Genomic DNA, 18704 nt, shown 5'->3' with positions numbered 1-18704 from the left:
GGGAGGTCGGTTCACGCTCCGGCGGCCAACACCTCCGCTAGCATGGTATCGGGTACCAGGCTCAGATGCCCGAGCCGCAACGTGTCTCCGGCCCCGATGACGATGGCCAAGGGCTGTCCGTCGATGCGGATCAAGGCGTCCCCGTCCCCGACTTCGGTCGCATCGATCGACAGGACCGGGGCGGGATGGGCGGCACTGTCATAGACCACGAAGAGCGCATCGGTGCTCTGGTCGTAATCGTCGATCACCGTGGGCAGGGGCGTTCCGTCCTCGAACAGATCCTGCACCGAGAAGAGCCCGGTCCCGGCACCGGGAAGAGCCTCGGCAAGGCGCGGTCCCGCGGTTGGCCCAGCCCGGGCCGGATCGTGGCCGTCATCTCCGGCCAGCAGATCCCCGGCATGATCGGGGAGGGGGGGCAGATCGTCGATATCCGGGCCGCCGGACAGCCAGGAGAACAGCAACTCGTCGGCACGCGACATGCCGTCGATTTCGGGCGCGGGTTCACCCAGGGCGGCGTGAAGGTCCATCACCGCGATCAGGGCGTCGGTTGCTCGATCCGGCCCGGCCCTGTCGCCGGCTCCGTCTTCGCCATGAGGCAAGGCCCCCGCGCCGCGATCGGCGCCGACAGCCATGACACCCAGAAGACTTACCATGGTGACCATCCTTCGCTCCGTCTCTAGGGGCCGCTGCAAGAGACCGACCGCCGCCCTGCGGGCGGTCCTCGCCGAATTCAGCCTATGTCCGGGCCCGGCGGGCGGCTATCTCGTTCAGGTTAAGTGGTTACCGCTTTCTGAAGGGCGTTGTTTCCGGGCGGCATCCGTCGTCACCGCCCCTCTTCGCCGCCACTGCCGGAACAGCAGACGCGAAAGGCCATGCAGGCGGGGCGGACCTGCGGAATGGCGCATCGGGAAACCGCAATGGGGGATCGGCAGCGCTTCGGGGGCGTCGGTCCGTCCAGGCCGGTTGGGCAGGCGGGGCGTCACGCCGTGGCCAGTGCCTCGAGCCTTGCATGGGCCGAGACGCTGCGGGCGTCGAGCGTCACGTCATGCAGGAAGCGGCCCAGCGCGAGGCTGGTCACATGCATCCGCTCTTCGGTGAACTCGGCGTCGAACAGCGTGTCGCGGATCAGCTGGCGTTCCTCCTCGTCCAGCTCGAGGATCTGCGGCTCGGGCGTCGCGGTTTGCAGCGAGACCAGCGTTATCGGCGGGATGCGCGCCAGCGAGGACTGTTCGATCACCAGATGCAGGTCGCCGCTGCGCAGGCCGCGCCGTGCCGCGATCCGGGTCAGGATCTGGCGCCCGCGGGCGCGGGCGATGTCGGCGCCGCGTTCGGCCTCTTCCTCGGGCATCAGCCGGTGGCGGCGTTCGGCATTGTCGACCGACAGCACCCGCGATTCGACCAGATAGACCACGAGGAACATGAAGGCGGGGAACTGCCCGATCGGCAGCGCTGCCTCGGGAAAGAGCAGCATCGCCACGGGAAACGGCGTCAGCGCGGCGCAATAGCGCAGGAAGGAGATCTCGGTCGCCATGCGCCAGAAGATCCCGCGCCCGAACGAGCCATGCGGCAACAGTCCCATGCCGTGCCCGATCAACTGGCGCGGCACTTTCCGGATCCGCATGATGGCCCGGTTGGTCACGGTGGACGGCGTCACGAGATGAAGCATCGGCAGGGCTCCGCAAGCTTGTCACCAGCTTAAATCTAACCGTCTCCGGGCTTGCGTCCAGCCGGCGGCCGCAACCATCGACAGATGCGGGGCGCGCCTGCTACGCTTCAGGCGCGAGTGGGAGCCATGGCCGGGCGCGGCCGCAGGCAACGGGACTGTGGCAAGAGCAGGGCATTGACCTGACGGGACCAGCCCCTTAACCCCTGATCGACCGAGACCGGAGGAACGCTCATGCGACCCGCGAACGAAGCCCTGATCGTCGTCGACATCCAGAACGACTTCTGCACCGGCGGCGCGCTTGCCGTTGCCGGCGGCGAAGATATCATTCCGCGCGTCAACGCCCTTCTGGACGAGTTCCAGCTGCGGGTGTTCACCCAGGACTGGCACCCGGCCGATCACAGCTCGTTTGCCGAGAGCCGCGAGGGCTGCAAGCCCTATGAGGTGGTCGAGATGCCCTATGGATCGCAGATCCTGTGGCCGGTGCATTGCGTCCAGGACAGCGCAGGGGCGGCCTTCCATCCCGATCTCGACGTCTCGAAGGCCGATCACATCGTCCGGAAAGGCTCCGATCCGGCTGTCGACAGCTATTCGGCCTTCTTCGAGAACGATCACGAGACGCCGACGGGGCTCGACGACTACCTCGCCGCGAAGGGGATCGAGAAGATCACCCTGGTCGGGCTCGCCACCGATTTCTGCGTGCTCTACTCGGCGCTCGATGCCAACCGTCTGGGCTATGCCGTGACCGTGCTCGAAGGCGCCTGCCGGGGGATCGACCTCAACGGCTCGCTCGAGGATGCGCGGACCACGATGCTGGACGCCAATATCGTTCTGGAGCCCTGACCGATGGCCGATATCGCGACCCGGGTCTACAATCACAAGTGGAAGATCGACCCGATCGTGCGGTCGCTGCTGGATACCGACTTCTACAAGCTCCTGATGTGCCAGTCGGTCTATCGGAACCATCCCGAGACCCAGGTCCGCTTCTCGCTGATCAACCGCACGACCGACATCCGGCTGGCCGAGCTGATCGACGAAGGCGAGTTGCGCCAGCAGCTCGACCATATCCGCACGCTGCGGCTGACCCGCGGCGAGTCGACCTGGCTTCGGGGCAACACCTTCTATGGCAAGCGCCAGATGTTCCGCCCCGACTTCATGGAGTGGTTCGAGGGGCTGCGGCTGCCGCCCTACACGCTGGAAAAGCGCAACGGCCAGTACGAGCTGACCTTCGAGGGGCGCTGGGCCGATGTCATGATGTGGGAAATCCCGGCTCTGGCGGTGCTGATGGAGCTGCGCTCGCGCGCGGTGCTTGCGCGGCTGGGCAAGTTCGAGCTGCAGGTCCTCTATGCCCGGGCCATGACCAAGCTCTGGGAAAAGATCGAAAGGCTGCGCGGGCTCGACGGGCTGAAGCTCGCCGATTTCGGCACGCGGCGCCGGCATTCCTTCCTGTGGCAGGACTGGTGCGTGCAGGCGATGATCGAGGGGCTGGGCGACCGCTTCACCGGTACTTCGAACTGCCTGATCGCGATGCGCCATGACATCGAGGCGATCGGCACCAACGCGCATGAGTTGCCGATGGTGCAGGCGGCGCTGTCGAAGACCGATGCCGAGCTGGCCCGGGCCCCCTACAAGGTGCTGGCGGACTGGCACGAGGAGCATGACGGCAATCTCAGGATCATGCTGCCCGACACGTTCGGAACCCGCGGCTTTCTGGAGAATGCGCCCGACTGGCTTGCGGGCTGGACCGGTATCCGGATCGATTCCGGCGATCCGGCCGAGGGCGCCGAGACCGCCATCGACTGGTGGAAGGCGCGCGGCGAGGACCCGACCCAGAAACTGATCATCTTTTCCGACGGGCTCGATGTCGACAAGATCATCGAGCTGCATGACCGCTTCGCGGGCCGGGCCAAGATCAGTTTCGGCTGGGGTACGCTGCTGACCAATGATTTCCGCGGCCTCGTGCCGGATGACGCGCTGGCGCCCTTCAGTCTGGTCTGCAAGGCGGTCAGCGCCAACGGGCAGCCGACCGTCAAGCTCAGCGACAATCCCAACAAGGCGATGGGTCCCGCCGCCGAGATCGAACGCTACAAGCGGGTCTTCGCCGTCGGGGCGCAGGCGCCGATGGAGGTCGTGGTCTGATATCCCGGCGGCCCGCCTTTGGCAGGCCTCCCGTCATGGGTATTTGGACCAAGAAGAACGAGCGCGCGTCTCTCTGCTTCTTCCTTGCTTAAATACCCAGGGCGCGCCATCGGCCGCGGGCGTGTCGGTTGGGCAGCTCATAAGGTCCGGAACAGCGGACGGCCTTCCATCACCGCGTGAGAGGTCCGGATCGCGCGGTTCAGATAGGCGCGGATGCGCGGGTCGTCGGGCGTGAGCCGGGGCATGGTCCAGCCGACCGAGGCCAATGTGCGCATCATGACGAAGACCGGCAGCATCGCCAGATCGGCATCGTTCAGCCCGCGTTCGGTGGCATAGCCTTCGAGCAGGCCGGTTGCGATGGCATCGAGCCCGGGCTCTTCCAGATTGGGCACGAGCGCAGTGCCGAGGTCGTAGAGCCGGAAGCCGAAGCCGCAATCGTCGAAATCGATCAGATGGGCGCGGGGCCCGTCGAAAAGCACGTTCTCGCGCATCAGATCGGCATGGATCAGCCCGTGATCTCCGCCCGCGGCGGAATAGGCCGACAGTCTTTCACGGGCAAAGCGCCGGGCTTCCTGAAGCAGGATCGCCTCGGCTTCGCTGGCAGCAGGATGGTCCCAGAACCGGCCCCAGAACGGCGCGGGGCCGAGCAGCCCGTCAATGTCCCAATGCGGACGGGAAAAGCCCTGCGGCAGGGTCAGCCGGTCGGTGGTTACATGCAGCTTGCCGATTGCCTGTCCGAGCTCCGCGAAGCGGCGCAGTTGCGCGGTGGCACCGCCCTCGAGCGGCCGGGCGCCGGAGGACAGCGGAGTGCCCGCGACCCAGCTCAGGACCGAGGCGACGCGGCCATCCTCGAGATGGGCGAGCAGCGCGCCGTCACGCGTGGCTTCGGGGCAGGGCACCGCCACCCCGGCTTCGGCCAGCGCCTGCATCCACCACAGTTCCGAGCGGATCGCATCGGCGCTCTGATAGCCGCGCCGGTGCAGCCGCAGCACGCCGCGGCGTCCGTCGGACAGGGCGACGGCGAAGACCGCGTTCTCGCGATGGGACAGAAGCCTTGGCGCGGCGCAGCCCTCCCAATGGGTGGCGGCCTCTTCGGCCAGGCACAGGGTTTCGGCCTCGGTCATCGCGGCACCTCCGTTCGGGCCAGGACACGCTCGAGACTATCGAGCGCGAGATCGGCATGCTCGCGCGAAAACGGCATCGGCGGGCGGAACTTGAGCGTGTTCATGGCGCGCCCGATCCGGCCCGTGAGGATGCCCTCGGCGCGGAGCCCCTCGACCAGCCGGATGGCGAATTCGGTGGCGGGCGCACCGGTCTCGTCGATGAATTCGGCGCCGAAGAAAAGCCCCCGGCCGCGGGTCTCGGCCAGCCAGGGATGGCGGAGCGCCGAGAGACGTTCGAGCGCGTAGGCGCCGACCGCGCGGGCATTTTCCATCAGGCCCTCCTCCTCGATCACCTCGAGCGTCGCCAGCGCCGCGGCCATCGAGACCGGGTTGCCGCCGAAGGTGTTGAAATAGCCGAAGGCGCCGCGGAAGGCGGCCATGATCCCGGGGCGGGTCACGGCGGCGCCGACCGGGTGGCCATTGGCCATCGGCTTGCCGAGCGTGACGACATCGGGCGCGAAGCCCAGAACCTCATGGCCCCAGAAGGCGGGGCCGAGCCGCCCGAAGCCCGGCTGCACCTCGTCGGCGAGGATGAGCCCGCCGGCCTGCCGCACCACCTCGACGGTAGGATCGAGAAAGCCCGGGGCCAGCGTCGGGAAGCCCTCATTGGCGAAGAACGGGCAGAGCATGAAACCAGCGAAACCGTGACCTGCCGCGTCCAGTTCGGCAATGGCGCGGGCGACATTGGCGGCGAAGGCCCTGGGCTGGGCCTCGGCGCTGCCGCCCAGCGGGGCGAGGCTGTCGGGGGCGGGCACCAACCGCACATGGGGCGGGTAGCCGCCGATCGGCGGGCGCCGGGTCGAGAGTGCGCTGACCGCGGTCGTATTGCCGTGATAGGTATTGTCGGTCGCGATCAGCCCGGTCCTGCCGGTCGCGGCCTGGGCCATGCGAAGCGCGACGTCATTGGCCTCGGAGCCGGTGCAAACCATCACCGCCTGGCTCAGGCCATGGCCCAGCCTGGCGGTCAGCCGCTCGACATAGTCGAGGATGCCCTCATGCAGGTAGCGGGTATGGGTGTTCAGCCGTGCGGCCTGGGCAGCGATGGCTTCGACCACTTTCGGGTGGCAATGGCCGACATGGGGGACGTTGTTATAGGCGTCGAGATAGCGCCGTCCGGCGGCATCCCAGAGCCAGACCCCCTCGCCGCGGACGATATGGACGGGCTCGTCGTAGAAGGTCGGCACGTTCGGGCCCAGCAGGCGTGCGCGCCGCTCGATCAGGGGGTCGGTCATGAAAGGGCACCTCGGACGTCTGCGTCCCAATCAGAGCGCAGTGGCGGGGCGCATGCAAGGCCCAGTTCAGGCGAAGCCCGGTGCCAGCCGCATCTGGCCGGTCTCGATGCCGCGCCAGTTGACGATCGGGCCGAGCATCCGCTTGCGGGCGGCCGGATGGGCGGGGTCGAGCGCCCCCAGATGGACCAGAAGCCCGGCAATGGCGGCCTCGGCGGCGCGGGTGGCGCCGTCCTCGATCTTGAGCGCGACGCCAAGGCCGCGCCCGGGCAGGAAGGCCACGAAGACGCCCTCGGCCCCGGTCTTGACCGCGACCCGGCCCTCCATCGCGCGCATCAGCTCGGTGCAGGCCCGGCCCTCGCCCGCGACCAGATCGGGATGGCGCCGCATCGCCTCGCTCAGTCGGCCGGCGGCGCGGGCGCGTGCGTCGCCCGCATCGGGGCGGGCGGCGGCGAAGGCTGCCATCGCGCGGGCAAGCCCGGTGACGGTGGTGGCGAAATTCGGCGCCGAACAGCCGTCGATGCCGAAGCCCGGGCTCGTCATCCCGGTGATCTCCTCGAAGGCCGCGCGCACCGCGCGTTGCACCGGGTGGTCGGGGTCGACGTAATCGGGCCCCGCGCCCAGATGCCGGGCAAGGGTCAGAAAGCCCGCATGCTTGCCCGAGCAGTTGTTGTGAAGCTGGCAGGCGCTCTCGCCCGCGCGGATCATCCGCGCGCGTTCGCTCCGGTCGCGCGTGGGCTGCACGCCGCACAGCAGATCGGCCTCGGATCGGCCGGTTTCCGCCAGCCAGGCCGCGACCTTCGCGACATGCAGCGGCGCGCCCTGATGCGAGGCGCAGGCCAGCGCCAGCTGTTCGGGCCCGAGCCCGGCGGCATCGGCCGCGCCGCTTTCGACCAGCGGCAGGGCCTGCAGCATCTTGCAGGAGGAGCGCGGCAGGATCAGCGCCCCGGGATCGCCCCAGGCGGCAACGAGCCCGGTGCCGTCACAGATCGCCGCGTGGCCGCGATGGCGCGATTCCACCATCCCGCCGCGCAGCACCTCGACCATGTCCACGGCCGCCGTCATGTCCTGCTCCCCTTCAAGTCCGGTTGACTTTGTGCCATGAAGACTTTCACATCCGCGCGTGGCTGGGCTAGGCTGCGCATATCGAGTTCGGACCTGCCGCGCCACCGGAAACGCTTCCCCATAAAGGCGGGCCGAGAGGCAAAGACAGCTGGAGGCTGTAAGACGATGACATCCCTTTTCAGAGCGGCCATCGCGGGCGGCGCTTTGGCGTTGGCGGTGACAGCGGCGCATGCGCAGGAGGAATCGACCAACAACGTGGCGGTCAAGACCGACTGGAACGTGTTCGTCGAGACCAATCCCACCGAATGCTGGAGCGTGTCGCCACCGAAGAAGACCGTCAATACCCGTGGCGGCCAGGTCGTGTCGGCCCGGCGCGGCGAGATCCTGCTGTTCGTGACCTTCCGTCCCGGCGACGGCATCAAGGGCGAGGTGTCCTTCTCGGGCGGCTATCCGTTCAAGTCGGGCTCGACCGTGGCGCTGAGCGTGGGCGACAGCAAGTTCGACCTTTTCACCGAAGGCGAATGGGCCTGGCCGGCCTCGAAGGCGGATGACGCGAAGATCATCGAGGCGATGAAGCGCGGTGCCGAGGCCGAGGTGGTGGGGATGTCCTCGCGCGGGACCAAGACCACCGACACCTTCTCGCTTTACGGCTTCACCGCGGCGATGGACGAGGCGGCGCGCCGCTGCTCGGCCAACTGATCCGGCCGGTGCCGGGAGACGGTCGCCAGGGCATCGCACGGATGCCCTGGCGGTCGCGTTTCAGGCCCGGCGGCGACGGATGAGGCCGAAGGCCGCGAGCCCGGACAGCACCAGCGGCAGCGTGGCCGGGACCGGCACCGGGGCCGGGTCGTTCTCAAGGACGTAGCGGTAGAGGCGTGTATAGGCGTCGAGCGGGCCGTCCTCTGCCTCCGGGTCGATCACCATCTCGACAAACATTTCGAGGCTGCCATCGGCGAGTTCGCGCAGGGCAAGCCCCTCGGTTTCGAACCGGATATCGCCCTCGAAGACCGGGAGCCGGAACAGCTCCTCGACATGGCCGTTCGCCAGATCGAGGCTGTAGACGGATTTCGTGTCGATATCGGTGGACAGGTACATCATCCCGTCCAGAACCTTGGCGCCCTGGACGCGTTTCAGCTCCTGATCCATCTGCAGCGTGCCGAGATAGCTCCAGTCGGTCACGTCATAGACGTTGAGCGTATCGCCAAGCGCCCATTCCTTGCCATAGCCCAGCCCGGTCTCGTGGTCGATCGCGGTCCAGCTGGCGACATCGTCGCGTCGGTTGGTCGGATCGCCCATCATCTCGTGAAGCATGTCGGTATAGGACAGGGTCGCGGCATCGAAGAGTGCCACATGACCGTTCCGGTAATGGTCCTCGGCGCTGTCGAGCGGCACGTGGACGATTCCGTCCCTGATCTCGAAATCGCCGATATGGTCGAATCCCCGATCGGCCAGCGCCGCGGGAATGCCGCTGAAGATCTGCCCGGTTGCAGGATCGAACCGGCCGCTGGCCTCGATGAACTGCCAGTCCTCGGTGAAACGGGCCAGGCCGAACTGCCAGGAGGTGACCCATTCATTGGCCCCGGCATTCCAGGCGATGCCCTGCGTCATCTGAAGCCCGGTCTGGTTCTCGTCGAGGAAGGCGTAATCGGCATGGCTGGCAAGGGTCCAGCTTGCGGCATGAACCGAGCCGGCCGCCAGAATGCCGGCGGCAGTGGTGAACAGAAGACGCATTCGTCTCTCCAAACTGTGAATCCTGCCCCGCGTCGGGGCGCTGCCCGCGTTTAGGCGGGGGGGATGACAGCCCGGTAACGTTTTTGTAATAAGTGCCCGCGTCGCGGCCGCGCCGACGCGCGGGGAAGCCTGCCTGCGCTCGACCCTTTCAAAACGGGCGCGACTCTGGTAAGGGCTGCCAATTCCCGAACAGGAGTCCTCCGATGTCCGCGCCCATCGTCCAGGATGTGCTGACGCTGCCCCGCAAGCTGCCGGAAACCGACCGGATCAATCTGGTCGGGCTGACCCGCCCGCGCCTGCTCGAGGCGCTGATCGCCGCCGGCACGCCCGAGCCGCAGGCCAGGATGCGTGTCAACCAGCTTTGGCAGTGGATCTACCAGAAGGGCGTGCGCGACTTTGACGCCATGACCAACCTCGCCAAGGAGTACCGCGCCCTCCTGAAAGCCCGTTTCGTCATCGAGCTGCCCGAGATCGTCACCCGTTCGGTCTCGGCCGATGGCACCCGCAAATACCTGGTGCGGATCGCGGGCGGCCATGAGGTCGAGGTGGTCTACATTCCCGAGGACGGGCGCGGCACGCTCTGCATCTCGTCGCAGGTGGGCTGCACCCTGACCTGCACCTTTTGCCACACCGGCACCCAGCGGCTGGTGCGTAACCTCACCGCGGCCGAGATCGTGGGCCAGGTCATGCTGGCGCGCGACGATCTGGGCGAATGGCCGAAACCCGGGCGCCATCCCAAGGACGAGACCCGGCTGATTTCGAACCTCGTGCTGATGGGCATGGGCGAGCCGCTTTACAATTTCGAGGCGGTGCGCGACGCGATGCTGATCGCGATGGATGGCGAGGGGATTTCCCTCTCGCGGCGCCGGATCACGCTCTCGACCTCGGGTGTGGTGCCGGAAATCGCGCGCACCGGCAACGAGATCGGCTGCATGCTGGCGATCAGCCTGCACGCCACCACCGACGAGCTGCGCAACAAGATCGTGCCGATCAACCGCAAATACCCGATCGCCCAGCTTTTCGACGCGCTCCGGGCCTATCCGAAGCTCTCGAATTCCGAGCGGATCACCTTTGAATATGTGATGCTGAAGGGCGTGAATGACAGCGATGTCGATGCCCGCCGGCTGGTCAAACTGATTTCCGGCATTCCGGCCAAGATCAACCTGATCCCGTTCAACGAATGGCCCGGCGCGCCCTATCAGCGCTCTGACTGGGACCGGATCGAGGCCTTTGCCAATATCGTCTACAAGGCGGGCTATGCCAGCCCGATCCGGACGCCGCGGGGCGAGGATATCATGGCCGCCTGCGGCCAGCTGAAATCGGCGACCGAACGCGCCCGCAAGAACCGCTTCCAGATCGCGGCCGAAGCCGGCCTGCCCGAGCCCGAACGCATCGTCCGCCGCCCCGCCGCCCCCGACGTCCACTGACCGCGTGGTCTGACTGTCTGCGCGTGCCGTAGGTTTCCGCAGCTTCCGGGTCGCGCGCCCGGTCCTGCCGCGCCAGTTTGCGGAAAAGCGGCAGGAGGGCAGGAGATGACATCCAGCGCGGAGCCGGCAGAACGCCTGACCATGGGGCGGACGGAATGGGCGATGCTTCTGGCCTTGTCGGTGCTGTGGGGCGGGTCTTTCCTTTTCGTTGGCATCGCCGTGGCCGAGCTGACGACCCTGACGCTGGTCTGGCTGAGCGTGGCGCTGGCCGCACTGGTGCTGTGGGGCGCGGTCGCGGCAACCGGACGGGTGCTGCCGCGCGCGCCCCGGGTCTGGGCTGCCTTTCTCGGCATGGGGCTTCTGAACAATGTCATCCCGTTCAGCCTGATCGTGGCCGGACAGCACAGCATCGCCTCGGGGCTGGCCTCGATCCTTAACGCAACCACGCCGCTTTTCACCGTGGTGGTGGCAGGTCTTCTGCTGACCGATGAGAGGCCGGGCGGGCTGAAGCTTTGCGGGGTCGCGGCCGGGCTGGCCGGTGTGGCCGTGATGATCGGCCACGACGCGCTGGCAGGGCTCGGGACGAATGCACTGGCCCAGCTGGCGGTGCCGGGCGGGGCGCTGTCCTATGCCTGCGCGGCGGTCTTCGGGCGGCGGTTCCGCCGGATGGGGGTCGATCCGCTGGTCACGGCGGCAGGCCAGGTCGGCGCCGCGACGCTTTTGCTGAGCCCTGCGATGCTGATCGCCGACCGGCCCTGGACGCTACCGATGCCCGGTGCGGTCACCTGCGCCGCGGTGCTGGGCCTGGCGGTGCTGTCAACCGCGCTGGCTTATCTTCTGTATTTCCGCATCCTCGCCCGCGCCGGGGCCACCAGCCTGTCGCTGGTGACCTTCCTGATCCCGGTCTCGGCGATCCTGCTGGGCGGGCTGGTGCCGGGCGAGCGGCTGGCCCCCACCGATTGCGCCGGAATGGCCTGCATCGCGCTGGGCCTCGCGGCGGTCGACGGCCGGATCTTCCGGCGCTAGCGCGGCGGGGTCCAGGCCTCGATGATCGCGACGGCCTCTTCAGCGGTTTCCACGAAGGAAAACAGCTCGAGATCCTCGCGGCTGATGGTTCCGGCCTCGGCCAGCGCCTTCCAGTTGATCACCGTCTCCCAGAAGTCGCGGCCGAACAGCAGAAACGGCACGGGGTCCATCCGGTGGGTCTGGATCAGCGTCAGCGCCTCGAACATCTCGTCCAGCGTGCCGAACCCGCCGGGGAAGATCGCGATGGCCGAGGCCCGCAGCAGGAAATGCATCTTGCGCATCGCGAAATAGTGGAAGTCGAAGCAGAGCTCGGGCGTCACATAGGCATTCGGCATCTGCTCATGCGGCAGCACGATGTTCAGCCCGATCGACACGCCGCCCGCATCGGCCGCGCCGCGGTTTCCGGCCTCCATCACCCCCGGCCCGCCGCCGGTCGCGATGACATGATCGAGCCGCTTGCCCTGTTGCCCCTTCAGCGTCATCAGCCGGGCAAATTCCCGGGCCTCGTCATAATATTTCGACAGCTCCGCCAGGGTCTCGGTCCGGGCGGTGTGGCGCTGCGAGGGGTCCGGGATGCGGGCGCCCCCGAACAGCACGATGGTGCTTTCGATGCCGTATTCGCGCATCAGGATATCGGGCTTCAGCAGCTCGAGCTGAACCCTGACCGGCCGCATCTCGTCCCGGCACAGGAAATCCGGGTCAGCGAAGGCCAGCCGGTAGGAGGGCGAGGCGGTCTGCGGTGTGTCGGGGGTTTCCCGCGCGCTCTCGATATCGCGGAAGGCGTCGCGGAGCGGGCGGCGGGCGTCGTCATGCATGGGGGATCTCGCTTGGATTGCGCGTTGAGCAACTAGCGTCTATAGCCTGACCGCCAACGAGACCAGAAACCTTTTGACGGGAGGTTACCCCCATGTCCAACGCCCAGCTCGAAACGGCCATCGAGGCCGCCTGGGAGGCTCGTGACACGATCACGCCCGCCACCCGGGGCGAGACCCGCGACGCCATCGAGGCCACGCTGGAGGCGCTGGACAAGGGGACGCTGCGCGTTGCCGAAAGGCAGGCCTCGGGCGACTGGCATGTCAACCAATGGGCCAAGAAGGCGGTGCTTCTTGGCTTCCGGATCAAGGACATGGAGCATCACGAGGGCGGCCCGCAGGATGGCGGCTGGTGGGACAAGGTCGACAGCAAGTTCAAGGGCTGGGGTCAGGCAGACTGGCGCGCCGCGGGCTTTCGCGCGGTGCCGAACTGCGTCGTGCGCAAATCGGCCTATATCGCGCCGGGCGTGGTCTTGATGCCCTCCTTCGTCAATCTCGGGGCCTATGTCGACGAGGGCACCATGGTCGATACCTGGGCCACCGTCGGCTCCTGCGCCCAGATCGGCCGTGGCGTGCACCTCTCGGGCGGCGTAGGCATCGGCGGCGTGCTCGAACCGATGCAGGCCGGCCCCACCATCATCGAGGATAACTGCTTCATCGGTGCCCGTTCGGAAGTGGTCGAGGGCTGCATCGTGCGCGAGGGCTCGGTCCTCGGCATGGGCGTCTTCATCGGCAGGTCGACCAAGATCGTCGACCGCGAGACCGGCGAGGTCATGTATGGCGAGGTGCCGCCCTATTCGGTGGTGGTCGCGGGCTCGATGCCCTCGAAGGGCGGCGTCAGCCTCTATTGCGCGGTGATCGTGAAACGCGTCGATGCGCAAACCCGGTCCAAGACCGGTATCAACGAGCTGCTGCGTGACTGAGAAACCCAGCCGCCGCCAGCAGGTCTACACCCTGCTGGTCGAGGTCGGGCGCAAGCCCGATGACGGCCTGCCCGAGGGTGCGACCGGGGCGGGGCTGATGTGCTACGCCTCGGGCGTCGACGAACCCGAAGCCGTGCGCGAGACCGTGGCCGTGCTGAAACAAGCAGGCCTCGCGCCGCTCGACGTGACCGGCTACGGCACCCTGGCCGAACGCCGCGCCCAGGGTCATGAGATCGACCCCGAGGAAGAGGCGCTGATGGCCCGCGCGCTGGCCGAGAACGCGGTCATCGTCGCCCAGATGGATCCCTTCTTCGGCGAAGACGAAAGCGCCTGAGCCCGGCCGCCCCGGTATCCTTCTTCTTGGCCGAAATACCCCGGGGGTCCGGGGGCAGCGCCCCCGGTCCGACCGTTGATTATCTTTATGTGCCGATGATTTGGCTGGGGGCTGATGTCGGCTGTGACCCGCAGCGTGGCGAGATCTGCCGCACTCTTTCCGGGCCATTCTCTGCGCGCGGGGCCGGCGTCCGCGTGACGCGTCCACCTGACGCCGACAGATGCGTGTTCGCCTGGCCGGCGAAAAGGCGGGGCTTTGAGGCGCATCGCGAGGGCAGAGGCGTGGGCGATATGGAGCGGTCGCGCTCGCATCTGAACGAGCGGCTCATCGGCGGCAAGAACTGGGCCCAATTCGTCTCGCAGGAGGGCGAGCGCGAAGAAGATCGTGTCGCATCGCCTCTGCACCGTCAATCTGGCCGGGCGCCGGGGCCCGTTCCGGAACTGCCCCTCAGGCGCGGTTCTCCCATGGAGCCGGTCCGTCGGGCAAGCCGCGGCCGAAGACGTTTTCCCGATGCCAGCGCAGGTTCTCCGGATGCGGCGCGTTCCTCGCGTCCTCGGGCCTGACGAGCTTGCCGCCAGGCGCCAGCAGCCGTCGCGACACGTCGCCGGGGACCTTGTTGTGCGAAACGAGGATCGTCTCGCAATCCTCTGCCACCGAGATCAGGCCCCGGTCGAACATCCAGTGCAACGTGCCCGACAGCGCCAGCCCGTTGCGCACCGAGTCGCTGCCCTGTCTCTCGACAGGCCGGATATGCGCCGCCTGCACCTCGGGCCGTCCGCCGCCGTTCCGCAGCATCAGGCCGGACATGGCGCATCGGTAGCCGTAGGCCGCGCGGACTTTCCGGCGGAAAGCGACGTCGCGATAGGGTCTCCGCGTCAGCCGCTCGAGCACCGGGCGCTCGAAAAGTCCGGCATCCTCGGCCAGCTCTGCCGGCTGCGGGTCGTAACGCGTCGCCTCGATCCGCTCGAGCTGCGGCGGCAGTCCGAGATCGACGATGCGCGCGAAATCCGCCTCGGCCAGCCGCCGCACGGCGAGCTGCTGCGCACCACCTTTCTTCGGCCTCCCGTCGGGGTCGGTTAGCGCGGCCTCCATCGGCCGGCCATCCAACAGACGCGGCACCTCCCGGTCGAACGGAAGGAAGCTGCCGGACGCGATCATCGCGAGGAACCGGCCCTCGGCGCCGGGCTTCGGGATCACGCGCCCGATCTTCGCCACCGCGAAGTAACCGCGCGGTCCGGCCTTGACCGGCTCGTAATAGACAATCCAGTCCCCGACTGCTTCCTCGACGGCCTTCAGGTAGGGCCTTGGGAAATCGTAGACAATATCGGGCTCGTCCTCGTAGATCGAGTCGGCTTTATGAAGGAGGACCAGCTTCACCATGCGCCCAGGAAAGGCGTTGCCGGGCAGGACGCAAGGATTTTCCGCACCAAACGCGTCCGCACCTCATGCCCGGCGTCTGGGATGCACTCCATCTAGGGGCTTCGGTCCGGAAGGGCGCATCGGCCGCAAGCGACGGCCGGGCAGCGCCCCCGACCCTCTCCCTGTCCTGTCGCCTTGCAGCATGGCTGTCGCGGGGGTATCGCTCGGGACGACCGAAAGCCGGAGCCGCCGATGACCACCTCCACCGACCCCGTTGCCCTCACCGCCGAGCTGATCCGCTGCCGGTCGGTCACGCCCACCGAAGGCGGTGCGCTCGAGTTGCTGGCCGAGCGGCTCGCGGCCGCCGGGTTCCAGTGCCGGCGGATCGACCGGAACGGCACCGCGAACCTCTTCGCCCGCTGGGGCGCGAAGGGCCATGAGAAGACCTTCGGTTTCAATGGTCATACCGATGTCGTGCCGGCGGGCGACACCGCCGCCTGGACGGCCGACCCGTTCGGCGCCGAGATCCGTGACGGCCAGCTCTGGGGCCGGGGCGCGACCGACATGAAATCCGGCGTCGCGGCCTTCGTCGCCGCTGCCATCGATTTCGTGACCGATACCCCGCCCGACGGTGCCGTCGTCCTGATCCTGACCGGCGACGAAGAGGGCGAGGCCACGGACGGCACCATCGCGCTTCTGGACTGGATGCAGACCGAGGGCGAACACATGGCTGTCTGCCTCGTCGGCGAACCGACCTGCCGAGAGGCCATGGGCGACATGATGAAGATCGGCCGGCGCGGCTCGATGACGGCCTATTTCAACGCGCGGGGGATACAGGGCCATGCCGCCTATCCGCAGCGCGCGCAGAACCCGGTCCCGGCGCTGGCACGGCTGGTGCAGCGGCTCGATGCCTACAGCCTCGATCAGGGCACCCGGCATTTCGACCCCTCGACGCTGGCCGTGACCACCTTCGATACCGGCAATCCTGCGACCAATGTCATTCCGGGCCAGTGCCGGGCCACCGTCAATATCCGTTTCAACGAGGCGCACAGCTCGGAGAGCCTCGCCGACTGGCTGACCGCCGAGGCCGCCCGGGTGACCGAAGAGACCGGCATCGAGATCGGGATCGAGATCAAGGTCTCGGGCGAAAGCTTCGTCACGCCCCCGGGCCCGCTGTCCGGTCTGGTGGCCGATGCGGTCGAGGCCGAGACCGGCCGCCGTCCCGAGTTTTCCACCTCGGGCGGCACCTCGGATGCGCGTTTCGTCAAGGATCTGTGCCCGGTGGTCGAATTCGGGCTGGTGGGCAAGACCATGCATCAGGTCGACGAACGGGTCGAGACTGCCCAGATCGAAGAGCTGAAGCGGATCTATACGCGCATCCTCGGGGGTTATTTCGGCTGATCCGTTTCGTCCCGGCGCCCGCGCTTTCCGGCTGACGGCGAAAGGGCTGCGTGATAGGTCTCGGCCATGACCCGCATCCCCGCCAAGACCGAGATCCTCGACTGGATCGCCGCCCATCCCGGCCAGACCTCCAAGCGCGACATCGCCAAGGCGTTCGGGCTGAAGGGGGCTGACCGCATCGACCTCAAGCGCCTGCTGAAGGAGCTCGAGGACGAGGGCCATCTGGAAAAGCGCAAGCGCAGCTATCGCGACCCCGACCGGCTGCCGCCGGTGACAGTGCTGCAAATCCTCGCGCCCAATGCCGATGGCGATCTTTTTGCCCGGCCGCTGGAATGGCATGGCGAGGGTGCGGCGCCGAAGGTGCTGTACCTGCCCCGGCAAAGCGATGCGGCGCTGGGCGAGGGCGACCGGATCCTGGCCAAGCTGCAGGAGGTCCGCGCCGAGGATCACCAATACGAGGCGCGGCTGATCCGCAAGATCGGCGCGAACCCGAAACGCATCCTGGGGATCTTCCGCAAGGCCACCGAGGGCGGGCGGATCGTCCCAATCGACAAGGGCGCCGACAAGGAATGGACGGTCGCGGCCAGCCTGACCCATGGCGCGAAGGATGGCGAACTGGTCGAGGCCGAACTGGCGGGGCCGCGCGGCCGGATGGGGCTGCCCAGGGCCCGCATCGTCGAGCGGCTGGGCGATCCGACCGCGCCGAAGGCGGTCAGCCTGATCGCCATTCATCAGCATGGGATCCCCGACGACTTCCCCGACGAGGTGATCGCCGAGGCCGACCGCGCCAAGCCCGCCGGGCTGGGCACCCGCGAGGATCTGCGCTCGCTGCCTCTGGTCACCATCGACCCGGCGGATGCGCGCGACCGCGACGATGCGGTGCTGGCGATGCCCGATGACGATCCGGCGAATCCGGGCGGGTATATCCTTTGGGTCGCCATCGCCGATGTGGCCCATTACGTGACCCCGGGCTCGCGGCTCGACCGCGAGGCGCGGCGGCGGGGCAATTCCTCTTACTTCCCCGACCGGGTCGTGCCGATGCTGCCCGACCGGCTGTCGGGCGATCTGTGTTCGCTGCATGAGGGCGTGCCGCGCGCCTGCATGGCGGTCCGGATGAAGATCGACGCCTCGGGCCACAAGCTGTCGCACCGGTTCACCCGCGGGCTGATGCAATCGGCCGGTGCCTTCGCCTATGAGGAGGTGCAGGCGGCCGAGGATGGCACGCCCTCGGAGCGCATCGCGCCCTTGCTCGAGGAGGTGATCCACCCGCTTTACGCCGCCTATCGCGCGCTGATCCGGGCCCGCGAGGCGCGCCAGCCGCTGGATCTAGACCTGCCCGAGCGCCGGATCGAACTGTCCGACGAGGGCAAGGTGGCCTCGGTGAAGTTCCGCGACCGGCTGGATGCGCACCGGCTGATCGAGGAATTCATGGTGCTGGCCAATGTCGCCGCCGCCGAGGAACTCACCCGGCTGCAACGCCCGCTTCTGTTCCGGGTCCATGAAGAGCCGAGCCCCGAAAAGCTCGATGCGCTGCGCGAGGTGGCGGGCGCCTCGGGCTTCACGCTGGCCAAGGGGCAGGTGCTGCATACCCGCCAGCTGAACGACCTGCTTGATCAGGCGATGGGGACCGAGTTTTCCGAGCTGATCAACCTCTCGACGCTGCGCTCGATGACCCAGGCCTATTACTTCCCCGAGAATTTCGGCCATTTCGGTCTGGCGCTGAAATCCTATGCCCATTTCACCTCGCCGATCCGGCGCTATGCCGATCTGATCGTGCACCGGGCGCTGATCTCGGCGCATGGCTGGGGCCGGGACGGGCTCAGCCCCGAGGATGTCGACGAGCTCGAGGCCACTGCCAAGCATATCAGCGAGACCGAGCGGCGCTCGATGGCGGCCGAACGCGACACCACCGATCGCTATCTTGCCGCCTATCTCTCCGAGCGGGTGGGCAACGAATTCGGCGGCCGGATCTCGGGGATCGCGCGGTTCGGCGCCTTCGTCTCGCTTGACGAGACAGGGGCGGACGGGCTTATCCCGATCCGCGAGCTGGGCCGGGAATATTTCCACCACGACCGCGATGCCCAGACCCTGATGGGCGCCGATACCGGGCTGGTGATCGGTATCGGCCAGCGGGTGACGGTGCGCCTCGCCGAGGCGGTGCCGGTGACTGGGGGCCTGACCTTCGAGCTTCTGTCGATCGAGGACCGGGCGGTGCCGCGCGGGCCCGGGCGCGGCCGGGGCAAGCCGGTGCGGCGCAAGGTGGCGCGGTCCAAGGCGAAATCGGACAAGGTCAGGCGCAAGGTCAAGCGGACGCGGCGCTGACGGGCAGGGCGCTGATCGGCAGGAGCGGGCCGGCAGGGCGCGGGCAGGCTCTGCGCGGCCCGGCGCCTCGGTCCGCAGAAACCCCGCTTTGCGGTTGAGTTGACCTGCGC

The 18704-nt window shown here is 67.8% G+C and carries 17 protein-coding genes; 9 read left to right on the top strand and 8 right to left on the bottom strand.

The features are described 5' to 3' along the window. Positions 1-11: 11 nt before the first annotated feature. Both ACK8CO_RS06500 and ACK8CO_RS06495 read right to left on the bottom strand, forming a co-directional pair. Entirely contained in the window at positions 12-662 is a 651-nt protein-coding gene (locus tag ACK8CO_RS06500; RefSeq protein WP_414898585.1) for a hypothetical protein, read from the bottom strand. Between the two features lie 317 nt (positions 663-979). Continuing rightward, entirely contained in the window at positions 980-1666 is a 687-nt protein-coding gene (locus ACK8CO_RS06495; protein WP_080615256.1) for a hypothetical protein, read from the bottom strand. A 231-nt stretch (positions 1667-1897) separates the two neighbouring features. Between ACK8CO_RS06495 and pncA the strand changes: the two genes are divergently transcribed. Together pncA and pncB are read left to right on the top strand one after the other, a co-directional pair. After that, positions 1898-2506 carry a bifunctional nicotinamidase/pyrazinamidase gene (gene pncA, locus ACK8CO_RS06490; protein ID WP_080615257.1) on the top strand — a complete coding sequence of 203 codons (609 nt, stop codon included), beginning with the start codon at positions 1898-1900 and terminating at the stop codon, positions 2504-2506. Positions 2507-2509: 3 nt separating this feature from the next. Then, entirely contained in the window at positions 2510-3802 is a 1293-nt protein-coding gene (gene pncB, locus ACK8CO_RS06485) for a nicotinate phosphoribosyltransferase (protein WP_414898584.1), read from the top strand. Positions 3803-3939: 137 nt separating this feature from the next. Here pncB and ACK8CO_RS06480 read toward each other — a convergent pair whose 3' ends face one another. The 3 genes from ACK8CO_RS06480 to ACK8CO_RS06470 all read right to left on the bottom strand — a co-directional run bounded on the left by ACK8CO_RS06480 (position 3940) and on the right by ACK8CO_RS06470 (position 7259). Beyond that, a complete protein-coding gene (locus tag ACK8CO_RS06480; protein WP_414898583.1) occupies positions 3940-4926 on the bottom strand; it encodes a phosphotransferase enzyme family protein in 987 nt (328 codons plus the stop codon). Then, positions 4923-6197, bottom strand: a complete 1275-nt coding sequence (locus ACK8CO_RS06475; RefSeq protein WP_414898582.1) for an aspartate aminotransferase family protein — start codon at positions 6195-6197, stop codon at positions 4923-4925. The genes ACK8CO_RS06480 and ACK8CO_RS06475 overlap by 4 nt, the downstream gene beginning before the upstream one ends. Positions 6198-6263: 66 nt before the next feature. Beyond that, positions 6264-7259: an asparaginase gene (locus ACK8CO_RS06470; protein WP_414898581.1), complete on the bottom strand. Its 996-nt coding sequence runs from the start codon at positions 7257-7259 to the stop codon at positions 6264-6266. Between the two features lie 165 nt (positions 7260-7424). Between ACK8CO_RS06470 and ACK8CO_RS06465 the strand changes: the two genes are divergently transcribed. Next, positions 7425-7958: an invasion associated locus B family protein gene (locus tag ACK8CO_RS06465; RefSeq protein WP_080615262.1), complete on the top strand. Its 534-nt coding sequence runs from the start codon at positions 7425-7427 to the stop codon at positions 7956-7958. A gap of 60 nt (positions 7959-8018) precedes the next feature. Here ACK8CO_RS06465 and ACK8CO_RS06460 read toward each other — a convergent pair whose 3' ends face one another. Next, positions 8019-8990, bottom strand: coding sequence for a VPLPA-CTERM sorting domain-containing protein (locus tag ACK8CO_RS06460; protein ID WP_414898580.1), 972 nt, complete (start codon positions 8988-8990; stop codon positions 8019-8021). A gap of 203 nt (positions 8991-9193) precedes the next feature. On the opposite strand from ACK8CO_RS06460, the gene rlmN reads away from it, so the two are divergent. Continuing rightward, positions 9194-10417, top strand: coding sequence for a 23S rRNA (adenine(2503)-C(2))-methyltransferase RlmN (gene rlmN, locus ACK8CO_RS06455; RefSeq protein WP_414898579.1), 1224 nt, complete (start codon positions 9194-9196; stop codon positions 10415-10417). 105 nt (positions 10418-10522) lie between these two features. Further along, positions 10523-11443, top strand: coding sequence for a DMT family transporter (locus ACK8CO_RS06450; RefSeq protein WP_414898578.1), 921 nt, complete (start codon positions 10523-10525; stop codon positions 11441-11443). On the opposite strand, the gene ACK8CO_RS06445 is transcribed toward ACK8CO_RS06450, so the two are convergent. After that, positions 11440-12258, bottom strand: a complete 819-nt coding sequence (locus ACK8CO_RS06445) for an LOG family protein (RefSeq protein ID WP_414898577.1) — start codon at positions 12256-12258, stop codon at positions 11440-11442. The genes ACK8CO_RS06450 and ACK8CO_RS06445 overlap by 4 nt on opposite strands. A 92-nt stretch (positions 12259-12350) precedes the next feature. On the opposite strand from ACK8CO_RS06445, the gene dapD reads away from it, so the two are divergent. Further along, on the top strand, positions 12351-13178 hold the full coding sequence (gene dapD / locus ACK8CO_RS06440) for a 2,3,4,5-tetrahydropyridine-2,6-dicarboxylate N-succinyltransferase (RefSeq protein WP_414898576.1): 828 nt from the start codon (positions 12351-12353) through the stop codon (positions 13176-13178). Then, entirely contained in the window at positions 13171-13512 is a 342-nt protein-coding gene (locus ACK8CO_RS06435; protein ID WP_414898575.1) for a hypothetical protein, read from the top strand. The genes dapD and ACK8CO_RS06435 overlap by 8 nt, the downstream gene beginning before the upstream one ends. A 447-nt stretch (positions 13513-13959) precedes the next feature. On the opposite strand, the gene ACK8CO_RS06430 is transcribed toward ACK8CO_RS06435, so the two are convergent. Beyond that, positions 13960-14892: an HNH endonuclease gene (locus ACK8CO_RS06430; RefSeq protein ID WP_414898574.1), complete on the bottom strand. Its 933-nt coding sequence runs from the start codon at positions 14890-14892 to the stop codon at positions 13960-13962. Between the two features lie 231 nt (positions 14893-15123). On the opposite strand from ACK8CO_RS06430, the gene dapE reads away from it, so the two are divergent. Together dapE and rnr are read left to right on the top strand one after the other, a co-directional pair. After that, positions 15124-16272, top strand: a complete 1149-nt coding sequence (gene dapE / locus ACK8CO_RS06425; RefSeq protein ID WP_414898573.1) for a succinyl-diaminopimelate desuccinylase — start codon at positions 15124-15126, stop codon at positions 16270-16272. Between the two features lie 66 nt (positions 16273-16338). Further along, the gene (gene rnr, locus ACK8CO_RS06420) at positions 16339-18594 is read left to right on the top strand and encodes a ribonuclease R (protein ID WP_414898572.1); all 2256 of its coding nucleotides are present in this window, start codon (positions 16339-16341) and stop codon (positions 18592-18594) included. The last annotated feature ends 110 nt before the right edge of the window (positions 18595-18704 follow it).

Origin of the sequence: Rhodovulum sp. HP10, assembly GCF_047553435.1 — a bacterium.
Lineage (GTDB): Bacteria > Pseudomonadota > Alphaproteobacteria > Rhodobacterales > Rhodobacteraceae > Rhodovulum.
Note: the sequence above shows the minus strand (reverse complement) of the source record. Positions and strands in the feature narration are given on the sequence as shown.

Excerpts from the sequence above, each read along its gene's own strand:
- ACK8CO_RS06460 (WP_414898580.1), bottom strand. The coding sequence starts at position 8,990 with ATGCGTCTTCTGTTCACCACTGCCGCCGGCATTCTGGCGGCCGGCTCG.
- ACK8CO_RS06465 (WP_080615262.1), top strand. The coding sequence starts at position 7,425 with ATGACATCCCTTTTCAGAGCGGCCATCGCGGGCGGCGCTTTGGCGTTG.
- ACK8CO_RS06495 (WP_080615256.1), bottom strand. The coding sequence starts at position 1,666 with ATGCTTCATCTCGTGACGCCGTCCACCGTGACCAACCGGGCCATCATG.
- dapD (WP_414898576.1), top strand. The coding sequence starts at position 12,351 with ATGTCCAACGCCCAGCTCGAAACGGCCATCGAGGCCGCCTGGGAGGCT.
- ACK8CO_RS06445 (WP_414898577.1), bottom strand. The coding sequence starts at position 12,258 with ATGCATGACGACGCCCGCCGCCCGCTCCGCGACGCCTTCCGCGATATC.
- pncB (WP_414898584.1), top strand. The coding sequence starts at position 2,510 with ATGGCCGATATCGCGACCCGGGTCTACAATCACAAGTGGAAGATCGAC.
- rnr (WP_414898572.1), top strand. The coding sequence starts at position 16,339 with ATGACCCGCATCCCCGCCAAGACCGAGATCCTCGACTGGATCGCCGCC.
- dapE (WP_414898573.1), top strand. The coding sequence starts at position 15,124 with ATGACCACCTCCACCGACCCCGTTGCCCTCACCGCCGAGCTGATCCGC.
- ACK8CO_RS06475 (WP_414898582.1), bottom strand. The coding sequence starts at position 6,197 with ATGACCGACCCCCTGATCGAGCGGCGCGCACGCCTGCTGGGCCCGAAC.
- ACK8CO_RS06470 (WP_414898581.1), bottom strand. The coding sequence starts at position 7,259 with ATGACGGCGGCCGTGGACATGGTCGAGGTGCTGCGCGGCGGGATGGTG.
- ACK8CO_RS06500 (WP_414898585.1), bottom strand. The coding sequence starts at position 662 with ATGGTCACCATGGTAAGTCTTCTGGGTGTCATGGCTGTCGGCGCCGAT.
- pncA (WP_080615257.1), top strand. The coding sequence starts at position 1,898 with ATGCGACCCGCGAACGAAGCCCTGATCGTCGTCGACATCCAGAACGAC.
- rlmN (WP_414898579.1), top strand. The coding sequence starts at position 9,194 with ATGTCCGCGCCCATCGTCCAGGATGTGCTGACGCTGCCCCGCAAGCTG.
- ACK8CO_RS06480 (WP_414898583.1), bottom strand. The coding sequence starts at position 4,926 with ATGACCGAGGCCGAAACCCTGTGCCTGGCCGAAGAGGCCGCCACCCAT.
- ACK8CO_RS06430 (WP_414898574.1), bottom strand. The coding sequence starts at position 14,892 with ATGGTGAAGCTGGTCCTCCTTCATAAAGCCGACTCGATCTACGAGGAC.
- ACK8CO_RS06450 (WP_414898578.1), top strand. The coding sequence starts at position 10,523 with ATGACATCCAGCGCGGAGCCGGCAGAACGCCTGACCATGGGGCGGACG.